Annotated in this window: 20 protein-coding genes and 1 tRNA gene; 9 read left to right on the top strand and 12 right to left on the bottom strand. The window is 65.9% G+C overall.

Annotated elements, in window-relative coordinates; all coding sequences use genetic code 11:
* The first annotated feature begins 64 nt into the window (after nucleotides 1-64).
* Nucleotides 65-343, top strand: a complete 279-nt coding sequence (locus IEX33_RS02005) for a putative quinol monooxygenase (protein ID WP_066278079.1) — start codon at nucleotides 65-67, stop codon at nucleotides 341-343.
* 62 nt (nucleotides 344-405) lie between these two features.
* Here the strand turns inward: IEX33_RS02005 and IEX33_RS02000 are convergent, their stop codons facing one another.
* Nucleotides 406-831, bottom strand: coding sequence for a thioredoxin family protein (locus IEX33_RS02000; protein WP_104184401.1), 426 nt, complete (start codon nucleotides 829-831; stop codon nucleotides 406-408).
* A 157-nt stretch (nucleotides 832-988) separates the two neighbouring features.
* Between IEX33_RS02000 and IEX33_RS01995 the strand changes: the two genes are divergently transcribed.
* Nucleotides 989-1,912, top strand: coding sequence for an ABC transporter ATP-binding protein (locus tag IEX33_RS01995; RefSeq protein ID WP_188727307.1), 924 nt, complete (start codon nucleotides 989-991; stop codon nucleotides 1,910-1,912).
* Nucleotides 1,909-2,706, top strand: a complete 798-nt coding sequence (locus tag IEX33_RS01990; protein WP_188727305.1) for an ABC transporter permease subunit — start codon at nucleotides 1,909-1,911, stop codon at nucleotides 2,704-2,706. The genes IEX33_RS01995 and IEX33_RS01990 overlap by 4 nt, the downstream gene beginning before the upstream one ends.
* A 4-nt stretch (nucleotides 2,707-2,710) precedes the next feature.
* On the opposite strand, the gene IEX33_RS01985 is transcribed toward IEX33_RS01990, so the two are convergent.
* Complete coding sequence (locus IEX33_RS01985; protein ID WP_188727303.1) at nucleotides 2,711-3,259, bottom strand: acyl-CoA thioesterase; 549 nt, start codon at nucleotides 3,257-3,259, stop codon at nucleotides 2,711-2,713.
* Between the two features lie 69 nt (nucleotides 3,260-3,328).
* On the opposite strand from IEX33_RS01985, the gene IEX33_RS01980 reads away from it, so the two are divergent.
* Both IEX33_RS01980 and IEX33_RS01975 read left to right on the top strand, forming a co-directional pair.
* Entirely contained in the window at nucleotides 3,329-4,060 is a 732-nt protein-coding gene (locus IEX33_RS01980; protein ID WP_188727302.1) for a potassium channel family protein, read from the top strand.
* 369 nt (nucleotides 4,061-4,429) lie between these two features.
* Nucleotides 4,430-5,455 (top strand): LysM peptidoglycan-binding domain-containing protein, encoded by a 1,026-nt coding sequence (locus IEX33_RS01975; RefSeq protein WP_188727300.1) that lies wholly within the window; start codon nucleotides 4,430-4,432, stop codon nucleotides 5,453-5,455.
* Nucleotides 5,456-5,653: 198 nt separating this feature from the next.
* On the opposite strand, the gene IEX33_RS01970 is transcribed toward IEX33_RS01975, so the two are convergent.
* The 3 genes from IEX33_RS01970 to IEX33_RS01960 all read right to left on the bottom strand — a co-directional run bounded on the left by IEX33_RS01970 (nucleotide 5,654) and on the right by IEX33_RS01960 (nucleotide 6,877).
* Nucleotides 5,654-6,085, bottom strand: a complete 432-nt coding sequence (locus IEX33_RS01970; RefSeq protein ID WP_188727298.1) for a CBS domain-containing protein — start codon at nucleotides 6,083-6,085, stop codon at nucleotides 5,654-5,656.
* A 287-nt stretch (nucleotides 6,086-6,372) separates the two neighbouring features.
* A tRNA-Tyr gene (locus IEX33_RS01965) sits at nucleotides 6,373-6,454 on the bottom strand.
* Nucleotides 6,455-6,622: 168 nt separating this feature from the next.
* On the bottom strand, nucleotides 6,623-6,877 hold the full coding sequence (locus IEX33_RS01960; RefSeq protein WP_188727297.1) for a hypothetical protein: 255 nt from the start codon (nucleotides 6,875-6,877) through the stop codon (nucleotides 6,623-6,625).
* Between the two features lie 196 nt (nucleotides 6,878-7,073).
* Here IEX33_RS01960 and IEX33_RS01955 point away from each other — a divergent pair, with 196 nt between their 5' ends.
* Nucleotides 7,074-7,565: a YajQ family cyclic di-GMP-binding protein gene (locus IEX33_RS01955; protein ID WP_104184409.1), complete on the top strand. Its 492-nt coding sequence runs from the start codon at nucleotides 7,074-7,076 to the stop codon at nucleotides 7,563-7,565.
* A 48-nt stretch (nucleotides 7,566-7,613) separates the two neighbouring features.
* Here IEX33_RS01955 and htpX read toward each other — a convergent pair whose 3' ends face one another.
* Nucleotides 7,614-8,480 carry a zinc metalloprotease HtpX gene (gene htpX / locus IEX33_RS01950; protein ID WP_188727294.1) on the bottom strand — a complete coding sequence of 289 codons (867 nt, stop codon included), beginning with the start codon at nucleotides 8,478-8,480 and terminating at the stop codon, nucleotides 7,614-7,616.
* 32 nt (nucleotides 8,481-8,512) lie between these two features.
* On the bottom strand, nucleotides 8,513-9,784 hold the full coding sequence (locus tag IEX33_RS01945; protein ID WP_188727292.1) for an MFS transporter: 1,272 nt from the start codon (nucleotides 9,782-9,784) through the stop codon (nucleotides 8,513-8,515).
* A gap of 95 nt (nucleotides 9,785-9,879) precedes the next feature.
* Here IEX33_RS01945 and IEX33_RS01940 point away from each other — a divergent pair, with 95 nt between their 5' ends.
* The 3 genes from IEX33_RS01940 to IEX33_RS01930 all read left to right on the top strand — a co-directional run bounded on the left by IEX33_RS01940 (nucleotide 9,880) and on the right by IEX33_RS01930 (nucleotide 12,656).
* Entirely contained in the window at nucleotides 9,880-10,365 is a 486-nt protein-coding gene (locus IEX33_RS01940; protein WP_188727290.1) for a Fur family transcriptional regulator, read from the top strand.
* A 16-nt stretch (nucleotides 10,366-10,381) separates the two neighbouring features.
* The gene (locus IEX33_RS01935; RefSeq protein WP_188727288.1) at nucleotides 10,382-11,878 is read left to right on the top strand and encodes a catalase; all 1,497 of its coding nucleotides are present in this window, start codon (nucleotides 10,382-10,384) and stop codon (nucleotides 11,876-11,878) included.
* 142 nt (nucleotides 11,879-12,020) lie between these two features.
* Nucleotides 12,021-12,656, top strand: a complete 636-nt coding sequence (locus IEX33_RS01930; RefSeq protein ID WP_188727287.1) for a DUF2461 domain-containing protein — start codon at nucleotides 12,021-12,023, stop codon at nucleotides 12,654-12,656.
* A 26-nt stretch (nucleotides 12,657-12,682) separates the two neighbouring features.
* Here IEX33_RS01930 and IEX33_RS01925 read toward each other — a convergent pair whose 3' ends face one another.
* The 5 genes from IEX33_RS01925 to IEX33_RS01905 all read right to left on the bottom strand — a co-directional run bounded on the left by IEX33_RS01925 (nucleotide 12,683) and on the right by IEX33_RS01905 (nucleotide 16,939).
* Nucleotides 12,683-13,528 carry an ABC transporter ATP-binding protein gene (locus tag IEX33_RS01925; protein WP_104184414.1) on the bottom strand — a complete coding sequence of 282 codons (846 nt, stop codon included), beginning with the start codon at nucleotides 13,526-13,528 and terminating at the stop codon, nucleotides 12,683-12,685.
* Nucleotides 13,518-14,291 carry an ABC transporter permease gene (locus tag IEX33_RS01920; RefSeq protein WP_188727285.1) on the bottom strand — a complete coding sequence of 258 codons (774 nt, stop codon included), beginning with the start codon at nucleotides 14,289-14,291 and terminating at the stop codon, nucleotides 13,518-13,520. The genes IEX33_RS01925 and IEX33_RS01920 overlap by 11 nt, the downstream gene beginning before the upstream one ends.
* Complete coding sequence (locus IEX33_RS01915) at nucleotides 14,288-15,130, bottom strand: ABC transporter permease (protein ID WP_188727283.1); 843 nt, start codon at nucleotides 15,128-15,130, stop codon at nucleotides 14,288-14,290. The genes IEX33_RS01920 and IEX33_RS01915 overlap by 4 nt, the downstream gene beginning before the upstream one ends.
* Nucleotides 15,127-16,113 carry an ABC transporter substrate-binding protein gene (locus tag IEX33_RS01910; RefSeq protein ID WP_188727281.1) on the bottom strand — a complete coding sequence of 329 codons (987 nt, stop codon included), beginning with the start codon at nucleotides 16,111-16,113 and terminating at the stop codon, nucleotides 15,127-15,129. The genes IEX33_RS01915 and IEX33_RS01910 overlap by 4 nt, the downstream gene beginning before the upstream one ends.
* Nucleotides 16,114-16,333: 220 nt before the next feature.
* Nucleotides 16,334-16,939, bottom strand: a complete 606-nt coding sequence (locus IEX33_RS01905; RefSeq protein ID WP_188727279.1) for a TetR/AcrR family transcriptional regulator — start codon at nucleotides 16,937-16,939, stop codon at nucleotides 16,334-16,336.
* Between the last annotated feature and the right edge of the window lie 29 nt (nucleotides 16,940-16,968).

Genomic DNA, 16,968 nt, shown 5'->3' with positions numbered 1-16,968 from the left:
AGCGGAAGCGGTGTCCGGCGCAACAGAACGAAAGCCGTCCGCAGGTGCCGGTATTGTGAAATCCATGACTTCTCCCATTGACCTGCAGGCAACGTTCATCCCCAACGACGGCGAGTTCCACCGCGTCAAGCTGGCCCTCGAAATCGCCATCGACGAGGTGGTGAATGAGCCCGGCTGCATCCGGTACGAGCTGACGGAAGCCACCGAGGAGAAGCTGGTCCTGACGGAGCAGTGGGCGTCGGAGGAGGACCTGGCCAAGCACTCCAAGGGCATCGCCGTGCAGGACCTGAACGAATCACTGAGCGCGCTCCTGGCCGAGCCCGTCAAGGTGGAGCGGATCTAACTGCCTTAACTAAAATGCGGGACCTCCCAGTGGGAGGTCCCGCATTTTGCGTTATACAAGCCTTAGGCGTCCGGGATCTGCGTGCCGTCCTGCGGACCGGCCGGTTTGCCGGCTGCGGCGGCAGCCTCTTCCCGCTGCCGTGCCACGTGGGCGTGGACTTCTTCCATGTCCAGCGCCTTCACGGCGTCCACCACCTGTTCAAGCTGCTGGGCGTTCAGCGCACCGGGCTGGGAGAACACCAGCACCTTTTCGCGGAAGGCCATCAGGGTGGGGATGGACGAGATGCCTGCCTCGGCGGCGAGCTGCTGCTCCGCCTCGGTGTCCACCTTGGTGAAGAGGACATCCGGGTGCTTCTCCGAGACGGCCGAGTACGTGGGACCGAACTGCTTGCAGGGCCCGCACCATTCCGCCCAGAAATCCACCAGGACAATGTCGTTGCCTTCGATGGTGGATGCGAACTGTTCACCTGTGATGTCAAGGGTAGCCATGGGTCAACGGTACGCGCCGCTCCCCCGGCCTGTCCCGCCCGCGGCCCCTTGTTCGCTCCCCGCGTCATCGGGAATAACACGGGCAGCCGCAATGTACAGGGCAGCCGGCGGCGCCTAGTCTTGGGTCATCGCCCCGCGTGCGTACCCAGGAGGTCTGATGGCGTCCGCTATCTCAGCGAAGTCCCTCACCAAGAAATTCGGGCGCCGCGAAGTGCTCCACGGCGTTGATTTCGAGGTGGAGGCCGGCTCCGTCTTTGGTGTGATCGGCCCGAACGGTGCCGGAAAGACCACCACCATGCGCTGCCTGCTGGACATCATCCGCCCCACCAGCGGGACCATCCGGGTGCTGGGGACGGATCCGCGGGCCGGGGGCCCGGAACTGCGGCGCCGCATGGGCTACCTTCCCGGGGAGCTTTTCCTGGCGGGCCGGGTAACGGGGCGCGCGCTGCTGGCCCACTATGAGGCAATCAGCGGGCCGGTGCCGCCGGGCCGGGTGGACCAGCTGGCGGAGCGGCTGGGACTGGACCTCACCCGCCATATCCGCAAGCTGTCCAAGGGCAACAAGCAGAAACTGGGCCTGGTGCAGGCCTTCATGCACCAGCCCGAGCTGCTGGTCCTCGATGAGCCCACCAGCGGCCTGGACCCCCTGGTCCAGCAGGAGTTCCACACCATGGTGCGCGAGGCGAGGCACCGCGGCCAGACCATCTTCCTCAGTTCGCACGTCCTAAGCGAGGTCCAGCAGACAGCGGACACGGTGGCCATCCTCCGGGACGGCAGGATCATCGCCGTCGAATCCGTCAGCGGACTCCGCGAAGGTGCCGTGCGCCGCGTCCGCTTCACCACGTCCGGCATTGCAGCGCACGACGCCGTTGCGCTGCTCAGTGGGGTGCCCGGCGTCGGACACGTGGAGGTGCTGGAGGCCGACGGCACGGCGACGCTGTCCGCCACCATTGGCGGGGACATCCAGCCGCTGGTGAGGATGCTGGCTTCCCTCCGCCTGACCGACCTCGTCCTGGAAGAGCCGGACCTGGAAGAAGCAGTGCTGACGATGTACGCCGCCCCGCAGGAGGAGGCACGGTGACGGCTCTTCCACTGTTCCGCCGGGCCTTCTTTGACACCTGGCGCTCCACCCTGGGCTGGGCGCTGGGCCTGGCCGCCGCCATCTTCCTCTATCTGCCGCTGTACCCGTCCATCGGGGGCAGCGCGCAAATGCAGGACATGATCGATGCCCTCCCTCCGGAGATGACCAAGGCGCTGAACTATGACCAGATAGCCACCGGCCCGGGCTACACGCAGGCCACGCTGTTCGGGCTCCTCGGCTTCCTCCTGATGACCATCGCGTCGGTCTCCTGGGGCGCCGCGGCCGTGGGCGGGGACGAGGAGTCGGGCCAGCTGGAACTGACCCTGGCGCACGGGGTGCGCAGGGTGCAGGTGGTCCTGGAACGCGCCCTTGCCCTGCTGCTGCGCGTGGTGCTGCTGGCGGCCGTGGTCTGCTCCCTGGTGTGGCTGCTGAACGGGCCGGCGCAACTGGGCATTGGGCTGGGCAACCTGCTGGGCGCCACGGTGCTGTTCGCCGGGCTGGCACTGCTGAGCGGAACAACTGCCCTCTGTGTTGGCGCTGTCACCGGCCGCCGTACGCACGGGCTGGCAGCCGGCGCCGCCGTCGGGGTGCTCGGGTACGTGTTCAACGCGGTGGGACGGCAAAGCAAGGACGTGGAGTGGCTGCTGAACCTCAGCCCCTACCACTGGGCCTACGGAAACTCACCGGTGGCGAACGGGGCGGACTGGCCGGCAGCGGCATGGCTGTGGGCCATCTCGGCCGCGCTGGTGGTACTCGCCGGCGTCGCCCTGGAGCGGCGGGACGTGGGCGCGTAGGCCACTACGCTTTCCAGCTGTGCGGTGCTGGTGTCCGGCTCCCGGGCAGCGTGCTGGACGCCCGCCATTCGTGGATCCAGTCGGGAAGCTCCAGGTCCGCAGGCGGTTCGCCGAACTCCTTCAGGATGTCCGCCTGGCTGACGGGCCGCCCCTTGTGGACCAGCCGGGTGGCGATGTACGCGCGGGCGTACACCTCGCCGTCCGCCACCATGCGCTGTTCAAAGAAGATGGCTTTGGCATCCAGCCCGATGATGCGGGTCTCGATGGAGTAGTGCTGCCACAGCTGGAGGGACTTCCGGAAGGCGATGGTCTCCGCCGCCACCACCGGGCCCCAGCCGCGCCGTCGCATCCGCTTCCAGACTCCGCTGCGCACCATCAAGTCGAACCGGCCCAGGTCCATGAGGGACAGGTACATGCCGTTGTTCACGTGCATGGCAATGTCGATGTCCGTCGGCAGGACCCGCAGCGGCAGTGAGGAACTGTCCCAGACGGTCAGGGGCGGGCGGCGCGACGAACGGACCAGCATCAGCAGGGTTCTTAGGAGGAGGTGCATCCCCCAATGCTACCCGCCAGTAACATTGCGTTCGCAGCGCACCATGGCGCTGCCAGTAGGATTTCGTGCATGACGCAACAACGCTACCGGGACCTGGCGGACTGGCCGCTCACGGTGACGGCGCTCGTCTTCCTGGGGGCCTACGCGTGGCAGGTGATTGGCCGGATCGAAGGCAGTGCAGCCCTCCTCCTAGAGGCTGTCATGTGGGCCACCTGGGGCATCTTTGCCGTGGATTACCTGGCCAACCTGTGGCTGGCAGCCAACCGCGGAAGCTGGTTTGTCCGGAACCTGCACGAACTGGTGATTGTGGCGCTGCCGTTCTTCCGGCCGCTGCGCCTCCTGCGGCTCGTGACACTGTTGTCCGTGCTGCACCGGACACTGGGCGACACCCTGAGGGGCCGGGTGGTGACCTATGTGGTGGGCTCAGCCACCATGCTGGTGTTTGTGGGCGCCCTGGCGGTCCTGGACGTGGAGCAGTCGGCCCCGGACGCGAAGATCGTCACCTTTGGCGATGCCTTGTGGTGGGCCATGACCACCATCACCACCGTGGGTTACGGCGACATGTACCCGGTGACGCCGATCGGGCGGATGGTTGCCGCTGCCCTGATGATGAGCGGCATTGCCGTGCTGGGTGTGGTCACGGCGTCCATCGCCTCCTGGCTGGTCCAGCGGGTGGAGGATACAGCTGAGGCAGTCTCCGAGGCCGAGGAACCGGTCCGTGCGGAAGTAGCGGACCTCGCGGCCGAAATTGCCGCGCTGCGGCGTGAGATCGCTGCCCTCCAGGAACGGCGCACGCCCTAGGCCAGGGCTGTCCGGAAAACACTGCTGCCCGGCAAGTACCGGGGCTTCGGCGTTTGAGTAGCATGTTCCCCGCCACCAAGTACCGCACTCAAATATTCGGGTATTTCCTACTGGTGCCGCCTTCGGTGCGCCCTTCCTAGACTCGGGATTCCTAGGACCGAACACAGTGCCGGCGGTCCCCCGGAATTGCTTCCCGGGGTCCCGCCCCTCGCGGAGCCTCCGTATTTTCTGGGTATGCGGATGCCTCCATCCCGCGCCTTTCCTGCGGCCCCGCATCAACGGAGGCTGCCGGCGCGTTCCCCTCGATCCGTCCCGCCCGCCGAAGCGCACGTCTCCGGCCCGGCTGGACCGAGCCTGGACGGGCTACCCATGAACCAGCCATACCTTTCCACCCCCGAAGGTCCCAGCAGGAGCTTCGCCACGGATGAACCCCGCACCGAGATCACCACTGGACGGCCGGCCATCAGCAACAGGCTGTGGGCCGGCATGGCAACGGCCGCCGTGGTGGCGGCCGTTGGCGTAGGCGCCCTGGCGGCGCCTCCCGCGTCAGTGGACCAGGGCACGACGACGGTGGGCCAAGTTGCCGAGGCCGCGTTGCCGGAAGCGCCCAACGCCGCAGCAGCCGCCGAAGCCCCGCCCGCGGCCGTGGCCGCCGCCGAGGCTGTTTCCGAGGCTCCCGCCCCCGCGGCGGCGGCCGAACCGGCGCCACCGCCACCGCCGGCGCCGGAGCCAGCACCTGCGCCCGCTCCTGCTCCTGCTCCTGAACCCGCACCTGCTCCGGCGGGTGACCCAAACCTGTACACCGTGGTTCCGGGCGATACGGTCGGAGCCATTGCCGCCAGGCACGGCGTGGACATGAATGCCATGCTCGCAGCGAACGGACTGGGCCACTACAGCATCATCGTTCCGGGCCAGACGCTGGTGCTGACCGGACCGCCCGTTGCGGTCGCTTCAGCTGCGCCCGCCCCTGCGCCGGCACCGGCACCGGCACCGGCGCCCGCACCGGCGCCCGCCGCACCCGCAGCAGCTCCCGCCCCTGCCCCTGCCTTCGTCCCGGCCGCCCCGGCCATCCGCACCATCTACGTGGCCGGCGCCGGCGGGCAGTCCATGGTGGACGCCTGCATCGGGCCCATCCACTACACGCCCAACGACGGCTACTCGCTCTTTATCACTGAGCACGATTTTTGTGGCGGCTGGGCCCGGTTCTCCGGCATAGGCGTAGGGGAAACCGTCAGCATCCCGGGCTACGGAACCTATACCGTCTCAGCACGGGGACAGGTGCCCAACCCGGGTACCACCAACGACGTCCTTGCTGTCTTCGGCGGCTTCCCGCGGGCGATCCTCCAGACCTGCATCCCCGGCACCAGCCAGATGCTTCTGATTGCGCTGAACTGATTTGCACTGAACTGACGGGAATGCCTCACTGGCACCCTGGCCCGTGCGGTTGAAGATCCCCAATTTTCCCAAGCTTGTCCGCGGTTCCTAGCCTTGACGGCGGGGAGCCGCGGGCAAGGCCATGGCCGGACACAAAGAAACGCCACGGAGGGGACCCCGTGGCGTTGGTAGCGGGAAACCCTAACGGGGAGATCCCACCTATGCGTTCATCCGTTTGCGCTCCGAGATGTGCTCCACGAGCTCACCCACGCGCTGCTCGGAGTAGTTCCGGGCAATGTCGCCCTGGCTGATGATGCCCACCAGCTTGTGGTCGGCGATCACCGGGAGCCGGCGGACCTGGTGGGTTTCCATCATCTCGATCGCCTCGTCAACGTTCGCGTCCGCGTCGACCCAGTGCGGCCTGCCCGAGGCGAGGTCGCGGGCCATCATTTCGCGGGGATCGCGTCCTGCTGCCACGCACTTGAGCACGATGTCGCGGTCGGTGATCATGCCCTTCAGCTTGCCGTCGTCACCGCAGATGGGCAGCGACCCGCAGTCAAGGTCCATCATCATCTTGGCGGCATCCACCAGGGACTGGTTTTCCTTAATACACTGCGCGTCCGTCGTCATGAACTCACGTACGGCACTCATTGGTCCTCCTTCATCGATGGGGATATCGACGCAGGGTACCGGGGCACATGCGCCGATGCTGCCAGCCTACGCCGGGCCCCTGCTGATGTCGACGGCGGTTTTCCACGGTTCCGAAAGGGGACTTCCGCCCCCGGCGCCGGCTCGTTTCCCGGCTTCCCGGCCTTCCTCGCAGGCCAAGACCTTTCATGGGCTGGACTCGCGAACAAGCCCGTGACTCAGGCGCTGGATCCGGCGGCGGGCACAAAAAAGCCTCCGGAACCATTCGGTTCCGGAGGCTTTTCCTTGGGTGGCAGATGAGGGATTCGAACCCCCGTAGGCGTTGCCAGCTGATTTACAGTCAGCCCCCTTTGGCCGCTCGGGTAATCTGCCGAACTTCAAAAGAAGTACCCGCCGATGCAGTCTGCGAACCGTCCGTTTCCGGGCCGTTCCGCTTCCAGTAACCGCGGGCAAGACAACTTTACAGAACTTCCGCCGAAGAATCGAATCGGGCCGCAGAGGCCTCCAAAACCCTTGCAATACCAGGGGAAAGGGACGGAATCAGGCCCCGCCCAGGATCCTGCCGGCGAGGCGCGCTTCGAACTTCACGGCCTGATCCTCTGTGATCTGGTTCAGCTGGACAGCCCTGAGCAGGTCCTCGTGGACACCTTCCATCCGGGCTGAGGCGTCCGGCACGGGACTGAAGATGATGGCCGCAGCAACTGCCGCGGCCGCAACGGAACTGGCGGCCCCTGCAACCGCTCCGGCAGCTGCTGTGGTGGTTCGCGTGGCGTACCGGACGGCCTTGCGGTGCATGGTGTTCCCTTCGTGCAACTTCCCAACTCGTTCAACTCTGCGGCGGCCTCCTTCGTTCCCTCCGGGTGTCCGCTGAGAGGGAACTGTAAACCCGGCTTCCCCACGCTCCCTCACCAACACCAGCATCCGTATTAGGCTTTTAGGCAGCGATCAAGCCCTGTCCGCGCACAGGGTTCCCACCAGCACAAGGAGAGTCATGGCAGGCGAGTCAACGTTCGACGTCGTAAGCAAAGTGGACAAGCAGGAAGTGGCCAACGCGCTGAACCAGGCACAGAAGGAACTGGCCCAGCGCTACGACTTCAAGGGCGTGGGAGCCGAGGTGGACTTCAGCGGCGACAAGATCCTGATGAAGGCCAACTCGGAGGAACGCGTACTGGCGGTGCTGGACGTCCTCCAGTCCAAGCTGATCCGCCGCGGCATCTCGCTGAAGTCCCTGGACACCGGCGAACCGTACGCCTCCGGCAAGGAGTTCCGGCTCGAGGCCTCCATCAAGGAGGGAATCGCGCAGGACCTGGCGAAGAAAATCAACAAGCTCATCCGCGACGAGGCCCCCAAGTCCGTCAAGTCCCAGATCCAGGGCGACGAACTGCGCGTGACGTCAAAGTCCCGTGACGACCTGCAGGCAACCATGGCCCTGCTGAAGGACTTCGACGAAGCCGACCTGCAGTTTGTGAACTTCCGCAGCTAGTCCTTGCCGTCGGTTTTCGACGGCAGGATCCAGGCCGCCAGCCGTACGTCAGGCTGGCGGCCGGCCCGCCATCCGCTCCAGCCGCGCAATCCGGTCCCGCATGGGCGGATGGGTAGCGAACAGTTTGTTCATCGCCCCGCCGCGGAACGGATTGGCGATCATCAGGTGCGAGGCGTTCACAAGGCGCTGGTCCTGGGGCAGCGGGGCGATACTGACGCCGCGCTCGATCTTGCCCAGGGCTGAGGCGAGGGCCAATGGATCGCCGGTCAGCTGCGAACCGTCCTCGTCGGCGTCGTACTCCCGGGTCCGGGAAATAGCGAGCTGGATCAGGGAGGCCGCGAAGGGGGCCAGCAGCGCCATGGCGATCATGGCCAGCGGATTCGCATTGCGCCGGTCGCCGCCGAAGAAGAGGAGCATCTGCCCTACCGAAGTGATCACGCCGGCCACGGCGGCCGCCACCGACGAGGTGAGGATGTCCCGGTTGTAGACGTGCATCAGCTCGTGTCCCAGGACCCCGCGAAGTTCCCGGGCGTCCAGCAGCTGCAGGATGCCCTGGGTTACGCAGACCGCGGCATTGCGCGGATTCCGGCCGGTGGCGAAGGCGTTGGGGTTCATGGTGGGCGAAAGATAGATGCGCGGCATGGGCTGGTTGGCCCGGGCCGACAGCTCGCGGACCATCTGGTAGAGCTGCGGGGCCTGCGCCTCGGCCACGGGAATGGCCTGCATGGACCGGATGGCGATCTTGTCGCTGTTCCAGTATCCGTAGGCGGTGGTAAACACCCCCACCAGGGCCATAATCCAGATGGGCGCGGAGCTGCGGGTGCTGGTGCCGATTACCGCCCCGAGTCCGAGGAGCACCGCCCACAGCACCCCGAAGAGCGCCGCCGTCTTGAGGCCGTTGTGATGTTTGTGCACGTCTCCTCCTTACTCACTAAGGAAACGGCTGTCTAGGGAACAGGGTTCCGGGCGTCGTATTCCCTGAAGCCGGGCTGCAACTTTGCGGCCGCCCACGCGCCGGCGACGCAGAGGAAGCCGCCAATCAGCAGGACCCAGCCCTCTGCCACGACTTTAGTTGCGCCGCCTGCCAGGAGGTCACCGATCCTGGGGCCGCCCGCCACCACCACGATGAACACACCCTGGAGGCGCCCGCGGAGGTGGTCCGGCGTTGCTGCCTGCAGGATGGTGTGGCGGAAGACGCCGCTGATGGAATCGGCAATCCCGGCCAGCGCGCAGCACAGTGCCGCAGGCAGCAGCCACGGCGTCACCGCCCCGTCCGGCGCGCGCCCGGCCAGCAGCACCACCAGCCCGAACCCGGCAATTGAGGCGCCCCACCCCATCACCGAGAAGACCACGGCGCTCCCCTGCCGGCGGACATTCCCGAGCGGTCCGGAGAACAGCCCGGCCAGGAAGGCGCCGATGGCGGTGGAGGCGAGGAGGATGCCCACGGTGGCCTCGCCGCCGCCGATCATGACCGCGCCGATGGCCGGCATGAGCGCCCGCGGCTGGGCCAGGATCATGGCGATCAGGTCAATGACGAAGGTCATGCGCAGGTTGGGCCGGGTGCCCAGGAAGCGGAAGCCCTCGACGACGGAGCGGAGCCCTGGCCGGCGCGGAGTTCCCGACGGCGGGAGGGGCGGCAACCGGTACACCGCCCACAGCACGAATGCGAAGCTGATGAAGTCGAGCGTGTAGGTCCAGGCGAACCCTATCCAGGCGACCAGCACGCCGGCCAGCAGGGGACCTGCCGTCATGGCAAGGCCGAAGGACATCATGCTGAGCGCGTTGGCTGCGGGCAGGAGTTCCTTGCGGACCAGCATGGGGAGGATGGCGCTGCGGGCCGGCTGGTTGATGGCCTGGGCTCCGCTCTGCGCCGCCACCAACAGGTACAGGAGCCACACATTATCCAGCTGCAGCCAGGACTGCAGGGCAATCACGCCTGTCGTGAGCCACAGGACAGACGAGGCGAGCAGGGCCACCTTGCGGCGGTCGTGGGCGTCGGCGATGGAACCGCCCAGCAGCCCGCCAATGACCAGCGGCACCAGGGCGAAAACGGCCAGCAACCCCACGTAGAAGCTGTCCTGGGTCAGGCGGTAGACCTGCAGGCTGACTGCCACCAGCGTGAGCTGGCTCCCGACGGCGGACACGGCGGATCCCAGCCAGAGCCTGCGGAACGCCGGGCTCTCCCGGAGCGGCGTAATGTCAGCGAGCAGTTTCCCCACCCTGCAACCCTAGTGGTGCGGATGTGGCTGCTGGTTCCCGCGAGGTTAGTCCAGCCTTATTGTGAGATGTTCATAATAAGTGCTTCAATGGTGTCATGACGGAACACTTTGACGGCCACGAAGCATGGGCTGCCGCCCTGCGCGCCCACGGCCGCAGGGTGACCAAACAGCGGCTGGCGGTCCTGTCCGCCGTCGAACGCCATCCCCATTCCCCCGCCGAAAGCATCCTGAGCGCCGCCCGTGCCGAGCTTCCCGAGCTGACGGCCCAGTCCGTGTATGTGGTGCTGGGCGACCTGACGGACCTGCATATGCTCCGCAGGTTTGAGCCCCCGCACTCCCCCGCCCTGTACGAAACACGGGTGGGAGACAACCACCACCACGCCATCTGCATCAGCTGCGGCCGCGTGGAGGACGTCGACTGCGCAGTGGGCCACGCGCCCTGCCTCACCCCCCACTGGGACGAGGAAACCAAGCCGATGACCATCCAGATCGCCGATGTCATGTACCAGGGCATCTGCCAGGACTGCCAGCAGTCCCAACAACTTCCTTCCAATCGTCCCTCTGAAGAACCACAGAAATAAGAGAAATAGGAGAACAATGACTGCCATTTCAACAACCCAGTCAGGTGCCCCAGTTACGTCCGACGCGCACTCCAAGTCAACCGGTGCCGACGGTGCCATCATCCTGACTGACCACTACCTGGTGGAAAAGCTCGCCCAGTTCAACCGCGAGCGGGTTCCGGAGCGCGTAGTGCACGCCAAGGGCGGCGGCGCATTCGGCACGTTCAAGGCCACCGAGGACGTGTCCAGGTACACCAAGGCAGCCTTCCTGCAGCCGGGCGTCGAAACCGAGATGCTGATCCGCTTCTCCTCCGTGGCCGGCGAAAGCGGCTCCCCGGACACCTGGCGCGATCCCCGCGGCTTCGCCGTGAAGTTCTACACCTCCGAGGGCAACTACGACCTCGTGGGCAACAACACCCCCGTCTTCTTCATCCGCGACGGCATCAAGTTCCCGGACTTCATCCACTCCCAGAAGCGCCTCCCCGGCACCCACCTGCGCGACGCAGACATGCAGTGGGACTTCTGGACCCTGTCCCCCGAGTCCGCCCACCAGGTCACCTGGCTGATGGGCGACCGCGGCCTGCCCGCCTCCTGGCGTGAAATGCAGGGCTACGGCTCGCACACCTACCAGTGGATCAACGCCGAGGGCGAGCGCTTCTGGGTCAAGTACCACTTCAAGTCCAACCAGGGCGTGAACTCCATGGGCAGCGAGCAGGCAGAGCAGCTGGCCGGCTCGGACGCGGACTACTACATCCGCGACCTGTCCGAGAACATCGAAGCCGGCAACTTCCCGTCCTGGGACCTGCACGTCCAGGTCATGCCGTACGAGGACGCCAAGACCTACCGCTTCAACCCGTTCGACCTGACCAAGGTGTGGCCGCACGGCGACTACCCGCTGATCAAGGTGGGCACCATGGAGCTGAACCGGAACCCGGAGAACTACTTCGCACAGATCGAGCAGGCCACTTTCGCGCCGTCGAACTTCGTTCCGGGCATCGCCGCTTCGCCGGACAAGATGCTGCAGGCCCGCATCTTCTCCTACGCGGACGCGCACCGCTACCGCGTGGGCACCAACCACGCCCAGATCCCGGTGAACCAGCCCAAGAACCAGGTCAACAACTACAGCCAGGACGGCGCCGGGCGGTACCACTTCAACGCCCCGTCCGTTCCGGTGTACGCCCCCAACTCCGTGGGCGGCCCGGCTGCCGTGGAGCCGCAGAACCCGGCCGGCGGCTGGGAGAACGACGGCGAGCTGACGCTGGCTGCGCACTCCCTCCACGCTGAGGACAGCGACTTTGTCCAGGCCGGCACGCTGTACCGCGAGGTTTTCGACGACGGCGCCAAGGCCCGCCTGCTCGAGACCATCACCGGTGCCGTGGGCGGCGTGAAGAGCCCCGGCATCAAGGAACGCGCCATCCAGTACTGGACGAACGTTGACGCCGACCTCGGCGCCAAGCTGCGCGCCAACCTCGGTGCCGCAGACGCCCCGTCAGCGCCGGCTTCGGACGCAGAATCAGCCAACAAGATCGGCTAATCCAGCCTTTCCTGAGGTTGCTCCAGGGGCCACCCCGTCACGGATTCCGTGGCGGGGTGGCCCCTTTTCCACATAGGGCAGCATGTGCACATAGCGGATCCGGGCACTGTCCTCCGGTGCGGGGCGCCCCTAGGCTCGCACCATGACAACTTTCCAGGGCATCCCGGCCGGCGCTTTTGGGTTCTACGAAGAGCTTCAGGACAACAACAACCGGGAGTGGTGGCAGGAACACCGGGCGGGGTACCAGTCGCTGGTCAAGGAACCGCTGGCATCACTGCTCGCAGAGCTGGAGCCCCGGTTCGGTCCGGCGAAGCTTTTCCGGCCCAACAGGGATATCCGGTTCTCCGAGGACAAGTCCCCGTACAAGACGGCCCAAGGTGCGGTGGCGTCCGTCCAGGAGGGTGTTGGCTACTACCTGCAGATCAGCGCTGACGGCCTGCTGGTGGGCGGGGGCTGCCACTCGCACACCCCTGCGCAGCTGGCCCGCTACCGCAACTCGGTGGACGCCTCAGGCACCGGTGAGGCTCTCCGCCACATTGTGGAGGCCGTTGCCGCAACCGGCTTCTCTGTTGAGGGCGAGAAGCTGAAAACAGTGCCGCGGGGGTACGCCCGCGAGCATCCGCGGGCGGAACTCCTGAAGCACAAATCCCTCTCAGCCAGCGTCAGCCTGGGCCGGCCGGACTGGCTTGCCACCCCCGGCGCGGTCCATGAAATCGCGGAGCTGTGGGATGACCTGCGCCCGTTGGTGGACTGGGTCAGCCGGCACGCTGCCCCTTGAGCGGTGTACCCCCTTGTGCGAATTCCCTATTCGGTGCCTGCTCCCCCGGAGGTAGCCGCCGCCGGCCGGTGTCCCTTCTTGGCCAGCTGGATCTGCTCGTAGACGTGGTGGCGCAGCTCGGTGAAGCGCGGCAGGGAACGGGTGTTCAGCTGGTCACGGTCCGCCGGGAGGTCGATCTGGATGTCCTCCTGGATCACCGTGGGAGAGCTCGACAGGATGATGACCCGCTCGCCAAGGTAGACGGATTCGTCAATGTCGTGGGTCACGAACAGCACCGTCACGCCGAGCTTCTTCCAGACAACCCGGATCAGGTCCTCAAGGTCGGCGCGGGTCTGCGCATCCACCGCGGCGAACGGCTCGTCCATGAGCAGGACCTCGGGCTGGTAGGCGATGGCCCGGGCGATGGCGACGCGCTGCTGCATACCGCCGGAGAGCTGCCAGGGGTAGGACCGCGGGACGTGGGAGAGGCCCACGGCTTCGAGGGCGTCGTCCACCAGCCGGTCGCGTTCGCCCTTGGGGACACCCTGGTTCTTCAGTGGCAGTTCCACGTTGTCCCGCACCCGCATCCACGGGAACAGCGAACGCCCGTACTCCTGGAAGACCACCGCCATCTTCTTGGGCGGGCCGGTCACGCGCTTGCCGTCAAGGAGCACCTCGCCCTCGGTGGGCGCCATGAGCCCGGAGATGCACTTGAGCAGTGTGGTCTTGCCGGACCCGGAAGGCCCCACCAGGCAGGCCAGCTCCCCGGCGCGCAGGTCGAAGGTGAGGTTGCGGACAGCTTCGACGTCGCCGCCGTCGGTCTGGTAGACCTTCTTCAGCCCCCGTACGGAAAGCGTGGCCTCCGTGTTTGCTTCAGTGGCGTCAGGCTGCATTTTCTACCTCTTTCTGGCCGTGGTACCAGCGCAGGATGTTGCGTTCGGCCCACTGGAAGATGAAGGACATGGCCACGCCCAGCAGGCCCAGGACCACGATGCCGGACCACATTTCGGGGATGGCGAAGGAGCGCTGGAACTGGACGATCGTAAAGCCCAGCCCGGAGGACGAGGCAAACATTTCGGAGATCACCATCAGGATCAGCCCGAGGGACAGCGACTGGCGGACGCCGGCCATGATCTGCGGGCTCGCGGAGGGCAGCACCAGGTACCGGACCCGCGCCCAGCCGCTAATGCCGTAGGTGTGGGCGGAGTCGGAAAGGACAGGGTCCACGGCCCGGACGCCTTCGATGGTGTTCAGCAGCACCGGCCAGACGCAGCCGGAGATGATCACCATGACCTTCATGGAATCGGTTATTCCCATGAGCAGCATGAGGACCGGCACCAGGACCGGAGGCGGGATGGCGCGGAAGAACTCCAGCGTTGGCTCCAGGAGGGCCCGCAGCCAGCGGACGGATCCGATCAGGACACCGCCCACCACCCCGATGAGGATGGCAGCGGCGACGCCCACCACAAGCCGGCCCAGGCTGGGCAGGACATCCGAAAAGAAGCGCTCACCGAACCAGACCTCGCCAAACGTCTCCACGAGATCTGCCGGTTTGGGGACAAAAAAGTTGACTGAACCCAGGGTGGACAACCACCAGACCAGGACCAGCAGCACGGGCAGCCCCAGGATGTAGCCGATGTTCCTGGCCGTCCTCATACGATCACCTCCGACCGGATGGACGAGTGCCAGCCCAGGATCCTTTTTTCAATCTGGCGCATCAGCATGTTGATGAGGACGCCGATCAGGCCCGTGGCCAGCACCAGGGCGTACATGCCGGAGATGGCGCCGCCGGACTGGGCCAGGGCGATCTCCCTGCCAAGTCCCGGTGATCCGATGACGAGTTCCGCGGTGATGGCCAGGACCAGCGCCACGGCGGCGGCGAGCCGCACCCCCGTCATCAGGTAGGGCAGGGCGGTGGGAAAGACCACGTACCGGATCCGGGCCAGCCTGCCCAGGCCGTACGTCTTCGCGGTGTTGTTGGCAACCATGTCCACATCGGCCACTCCGTACAGCACCTGGATCAGGACCTGCCAGAAGGAGGCGTACACAATCAGGAGCAGGGACGACTCGATTTTCACGCCGAAGAGCAGCACGGCCAACGGGATGAGGGCAACCGACGGGATGGGGCGAAGGAATTCGATGGTGGAGTTGGTGGCCTTCCGCAGGAAATCGCTGGAGCCGATGATGAAGCCCAGCAGGACGGCGGCCGCCACTGCCATCAGCAGGCCGAGGAACCACGCCTTCATGGTCTCGCCCACCGCAACCCAGAAGGCCGTCAGTCCGAAGTCGACAACCAGGGCGGCTATGACCTCGCTGGCGGGCGGGAGGAACCGTTCATCGATCAGGCCGAGCCGGGGAATGAGCTCCCACGTTCCCAGGAATCCGATAATGCCCAGGATCCCCAGCAGCTGCTTCGACGCCCCCTTGCCCGCCTTCCGGCGCTGCCGCTCCACGGGTGGAGCGGCACCGCCGGCGGCCAGGGTTCCAGGGCTCACGGGAGGAGGTCGTCCGCACTGGGGGCTGTGGAGAGCGTGCCGTACTTGGCTGCCGCGTCGCCCAGCGTCTTGAACGCGCCCTCGTCGAACTCAACTCGGTAGCGCGGGAGGATCATCTTCGCCCGCGTGGCCTCGTCGATCTTGGTGTACGTGCCCACGATCTCGCGGACTTCGTCCGGGTGCTCCTGGGCGTATTCCAGGGACTTGTTCATGGCGCGAGTGAACTTCTCCGTCAGGTCGGCTTTACCGCTGATGGTGTCGCCCTTGGTGAAGTAGCCGGCGATATCGAGTTCCGGGCTCATCTCCACGAAGTTCGACGACACCACCGTTCCGCCTTCATCTACGGCCTTGGACAGGAACGGCTCGAGGATCCATGCTGCATCCACCTGCTTGTTGGCCAGCGCCGCAGGGGCGTCCGGGAAGGCTACTTCCACGAACTTCACCCCGCTGGGATCGCCGCCGTCCTTCTCGATGACCGATTTGATGGTGGTGTCGCCGATATTGGAGAGGTTGTTCACGGAAACAGTTTTCCCGGCGAGGTCCTTGGCGGACTGGATGTCCGATCCGGCCGGGACAACGACACCGCCGATGTCCTTGCCCTCTTCACCCGTGGTGGAGGCGCCGTTTGCCACGAACTTCAGGTCCAGACCCTTGTCCTTGGCCACCATGACCGAGATCAGGTTGGAGAAGGCGAAGTCGAAGCTGCCGCTCACCACGCCGGGGACAATCGCCGCGCCGCCGGTGGCTGTCTGGATATCCAGCTCAAGGCCCTCTTCCTTGAAGAATCCCTGCTTGTCACCGAGATAGATGGGCGCGCAGTCGACAATGGGGATGACGCCCACGCTGACCTTGGTCAAACCTTCTTCCCCGCCCCCGGTGGCGGGTGCGGTTCCGCCTCCCGTGGAACTGGGCGAACCGCTTCCGCAGGCCGCCAGTCCAAGGATGGAGGCTGCTGCGAGGACGGAAATAAGACGACGTTTCATGTTCACTCCTTCGTGCACATGACTGGGAACTTCTGCGTTCCCTAGCCCTGGTGTTCGCCATTCGAACAATCGTTCGATTACTCTGATTCAATCATGGTACGACGGTCAGGCCACCCATATACGGCTCATTGTTACAGCTCTGAGACGGCGGCGTAAGGGACACGCAGCGGCAGGGTGCTGCCGCCGTCGAGGGGCCAGCGAGTCCGAAGGGCAGGGCTGCTCAGCCGTCCTGTCCGCCTGCCGCCAGCCGGGTCTCAAGGTTGTTGAAGAAGACCGTGAGCATCAGTTCGAAGGCCTTCGTGGCTGCCTCCGGCTCGTTCATGACCACGAAGTCGAACTGGAGTCCATAAAAGGTGGAGGTGAAGAGCCGCGCGTCCGTATCGGCGAATTCCTCCGGTATCCCCTGGACCATCAGCCAGTCGCGGGTCTTGTGGTGGAGCATCCGGAAGTGTTCCTGCGACGTTCCCCGTGGCTCGGCGGCCACGATGTCCTGCGCCGTCGCTTCAAATTCGAGCCGCGTGAGGTGCCGGTTGCGCTGCGCCATGGTCCACTGCCAGGAATCCAGCAGGAAGTCCCGCCAGGCGGCGCGGTCGATGTCCCGCACGTCGGTGTTGCGCATCCGGTCCAGCCGGGACTCGATGGAAACAACGATGTCGTTGATGAGCTGGTCGCGGCTTCCGAAGTGGTACACCAGCACGTAGGCGCTCATCCCCAGGCCCTCGGCCAGGCTCCGGAAGGTGAGCTCGGCCAGCGTCTTGTCCATCAAATAGTCAAGGATGGCGGCGAGGAGTTCGGCCTTGCGTTCGTGTCGTGTGGGGCGGGCCATAAGTCCAATCCTAGGTGGCGGCTCCATCC

The organism is Pseudarthrobacter scleromae, from assembly GCF_014644515.1.
Taxonomy (GTDB): Bacteria; Actinomycetota; Actinomycetes; order Actinomycetales; family Micrococcaceae; genus Arthrobacter; species Arthrobacter scleromae.
This window is presented reverse-complemented; position numbering and strand designations above follow the sequence as displayed.

What these genes read in the sequence shown, in the direction of transcription:
- IEX33_RS01975 (WP_188727300.1), top strand. Translation starts at nt 4,430, where the DNA reads ATGAACCAGCCATACCTTTCCACCCCCGAAGGTCCCAGCAGGAGCTTC.
- IEX33_RS01970 (WP_188727298.1), bottom strand. Translation starts at nt 6,085, where the DNA reads ATGAGTGCCGTACGTGAGTTCATGACGACGGACGCGCAGTGTATTAAG.
- IEX33_RS01960 (WP_188727297.1), bottom strand. Translation starts at nt 6,877, where the DNA reads ATGCACCGCAAGGCCGTCCGGTACGCCACGCGAACCACCACAGCAGCT.
- IEX33_RS01920 (WP_188727285.1), bottom strand. Translation starts at nt 14,291, where the DNA reads ATGAGGACGGCCAGGAACATCGGCTACATCCTGGGGCTGCCCGTGCTG.
- IEX33_RS01985 (WP_188727303.1), bottom strand. Translation starts at nt 3,259, where the DNA reads ATGCACCTCCTCCTAAGAACCCTGCTGATGCTGGTCCGTTCGTCGCGC.
- IEX33_RS01980 (WP_188727302.1), top strand. Translation starts at nt 3,329, where the DNA reads ATGACGCAACAACGCTACCGGGACCTGGCGGACTGGCCGCTCACGGTG.
- IEX33_RS01930 (WP_188727287.1), top strand. Translation starts at nt 12,021, where the DNA reads ATGACAACTTTCCAGGGCATCCCGGCCGGCGCTTTTGGGTTCTACGAA.
- IEX33_RS01935 (WP_188727288.1), top strand. Translation starts at nt 10,382, where the DNA reads ATGACTGCCATTTCAACAACCCAGTCAGGTGCCCCAGTTACGTCCGAC.
- IEX33_RS01955 (WP_104184409.1), top strand. Translation starts at nt 7,074, where the DNA reads ATGGCAGGCGAGTCAACGTTCGACGTCGTAAGCAAAGTGGACAAGCAG.
- IEX33_RS01940 (WP_188727290.1), top strand. Translation starts at nt 9,880, where the DNA reads ATGACGGAACACTTTGACGGCCACGAAGCATGGGCTGCCGCCCTGCGC.
- IEX33_RS01925 (WP_104184414.1), bottom strand. Translation starts at nt 13,528, where the DNA reads ATGCAGCCTGACGCCACTGAAGCAAACACGGAGGCCACGCTTTCCGTA.
- IEX33_RS01905 (WP_188727279.1), bottom strand. Translation starts at nt 16,939, where the DNA reads ATGGCCCGCCCCACACGACACGAACGCAAGGCCGAACTCCTCGCCGCC.
- IEX33_RS01995 (WP_188727307.1), top strand. Translation starts at nt 989, where the DNA reads ATGGCGTCCGCTATCTCAGCGAAGTCCCTCACCAAGAAATTCGGGCGC.
- IEX33_RS02005 (WP_066278079.1), top strand. Translation starts at nt 65, where the DNA reads ATGACTTCTCCCATTGACCTGCAGGCAACGTTCATCCCCAACGACGGC.
- IEX33_RS01910 (WP_188727281.1), bottom strand. Translation starts at nt 16,113, where the DNA reads ATGAAACGTCGTCTTATTTCCGTCCTCGCAGCAGCCTCCATCCTTGGA.
- IEX33_RS02000 (WP_104184401.1), bottom strand. Translation starts at nt 831, where the DNA reads ATGGCTACCCTTGACATCACAGGTGAACAGTTCGCATCCACCATCGAA.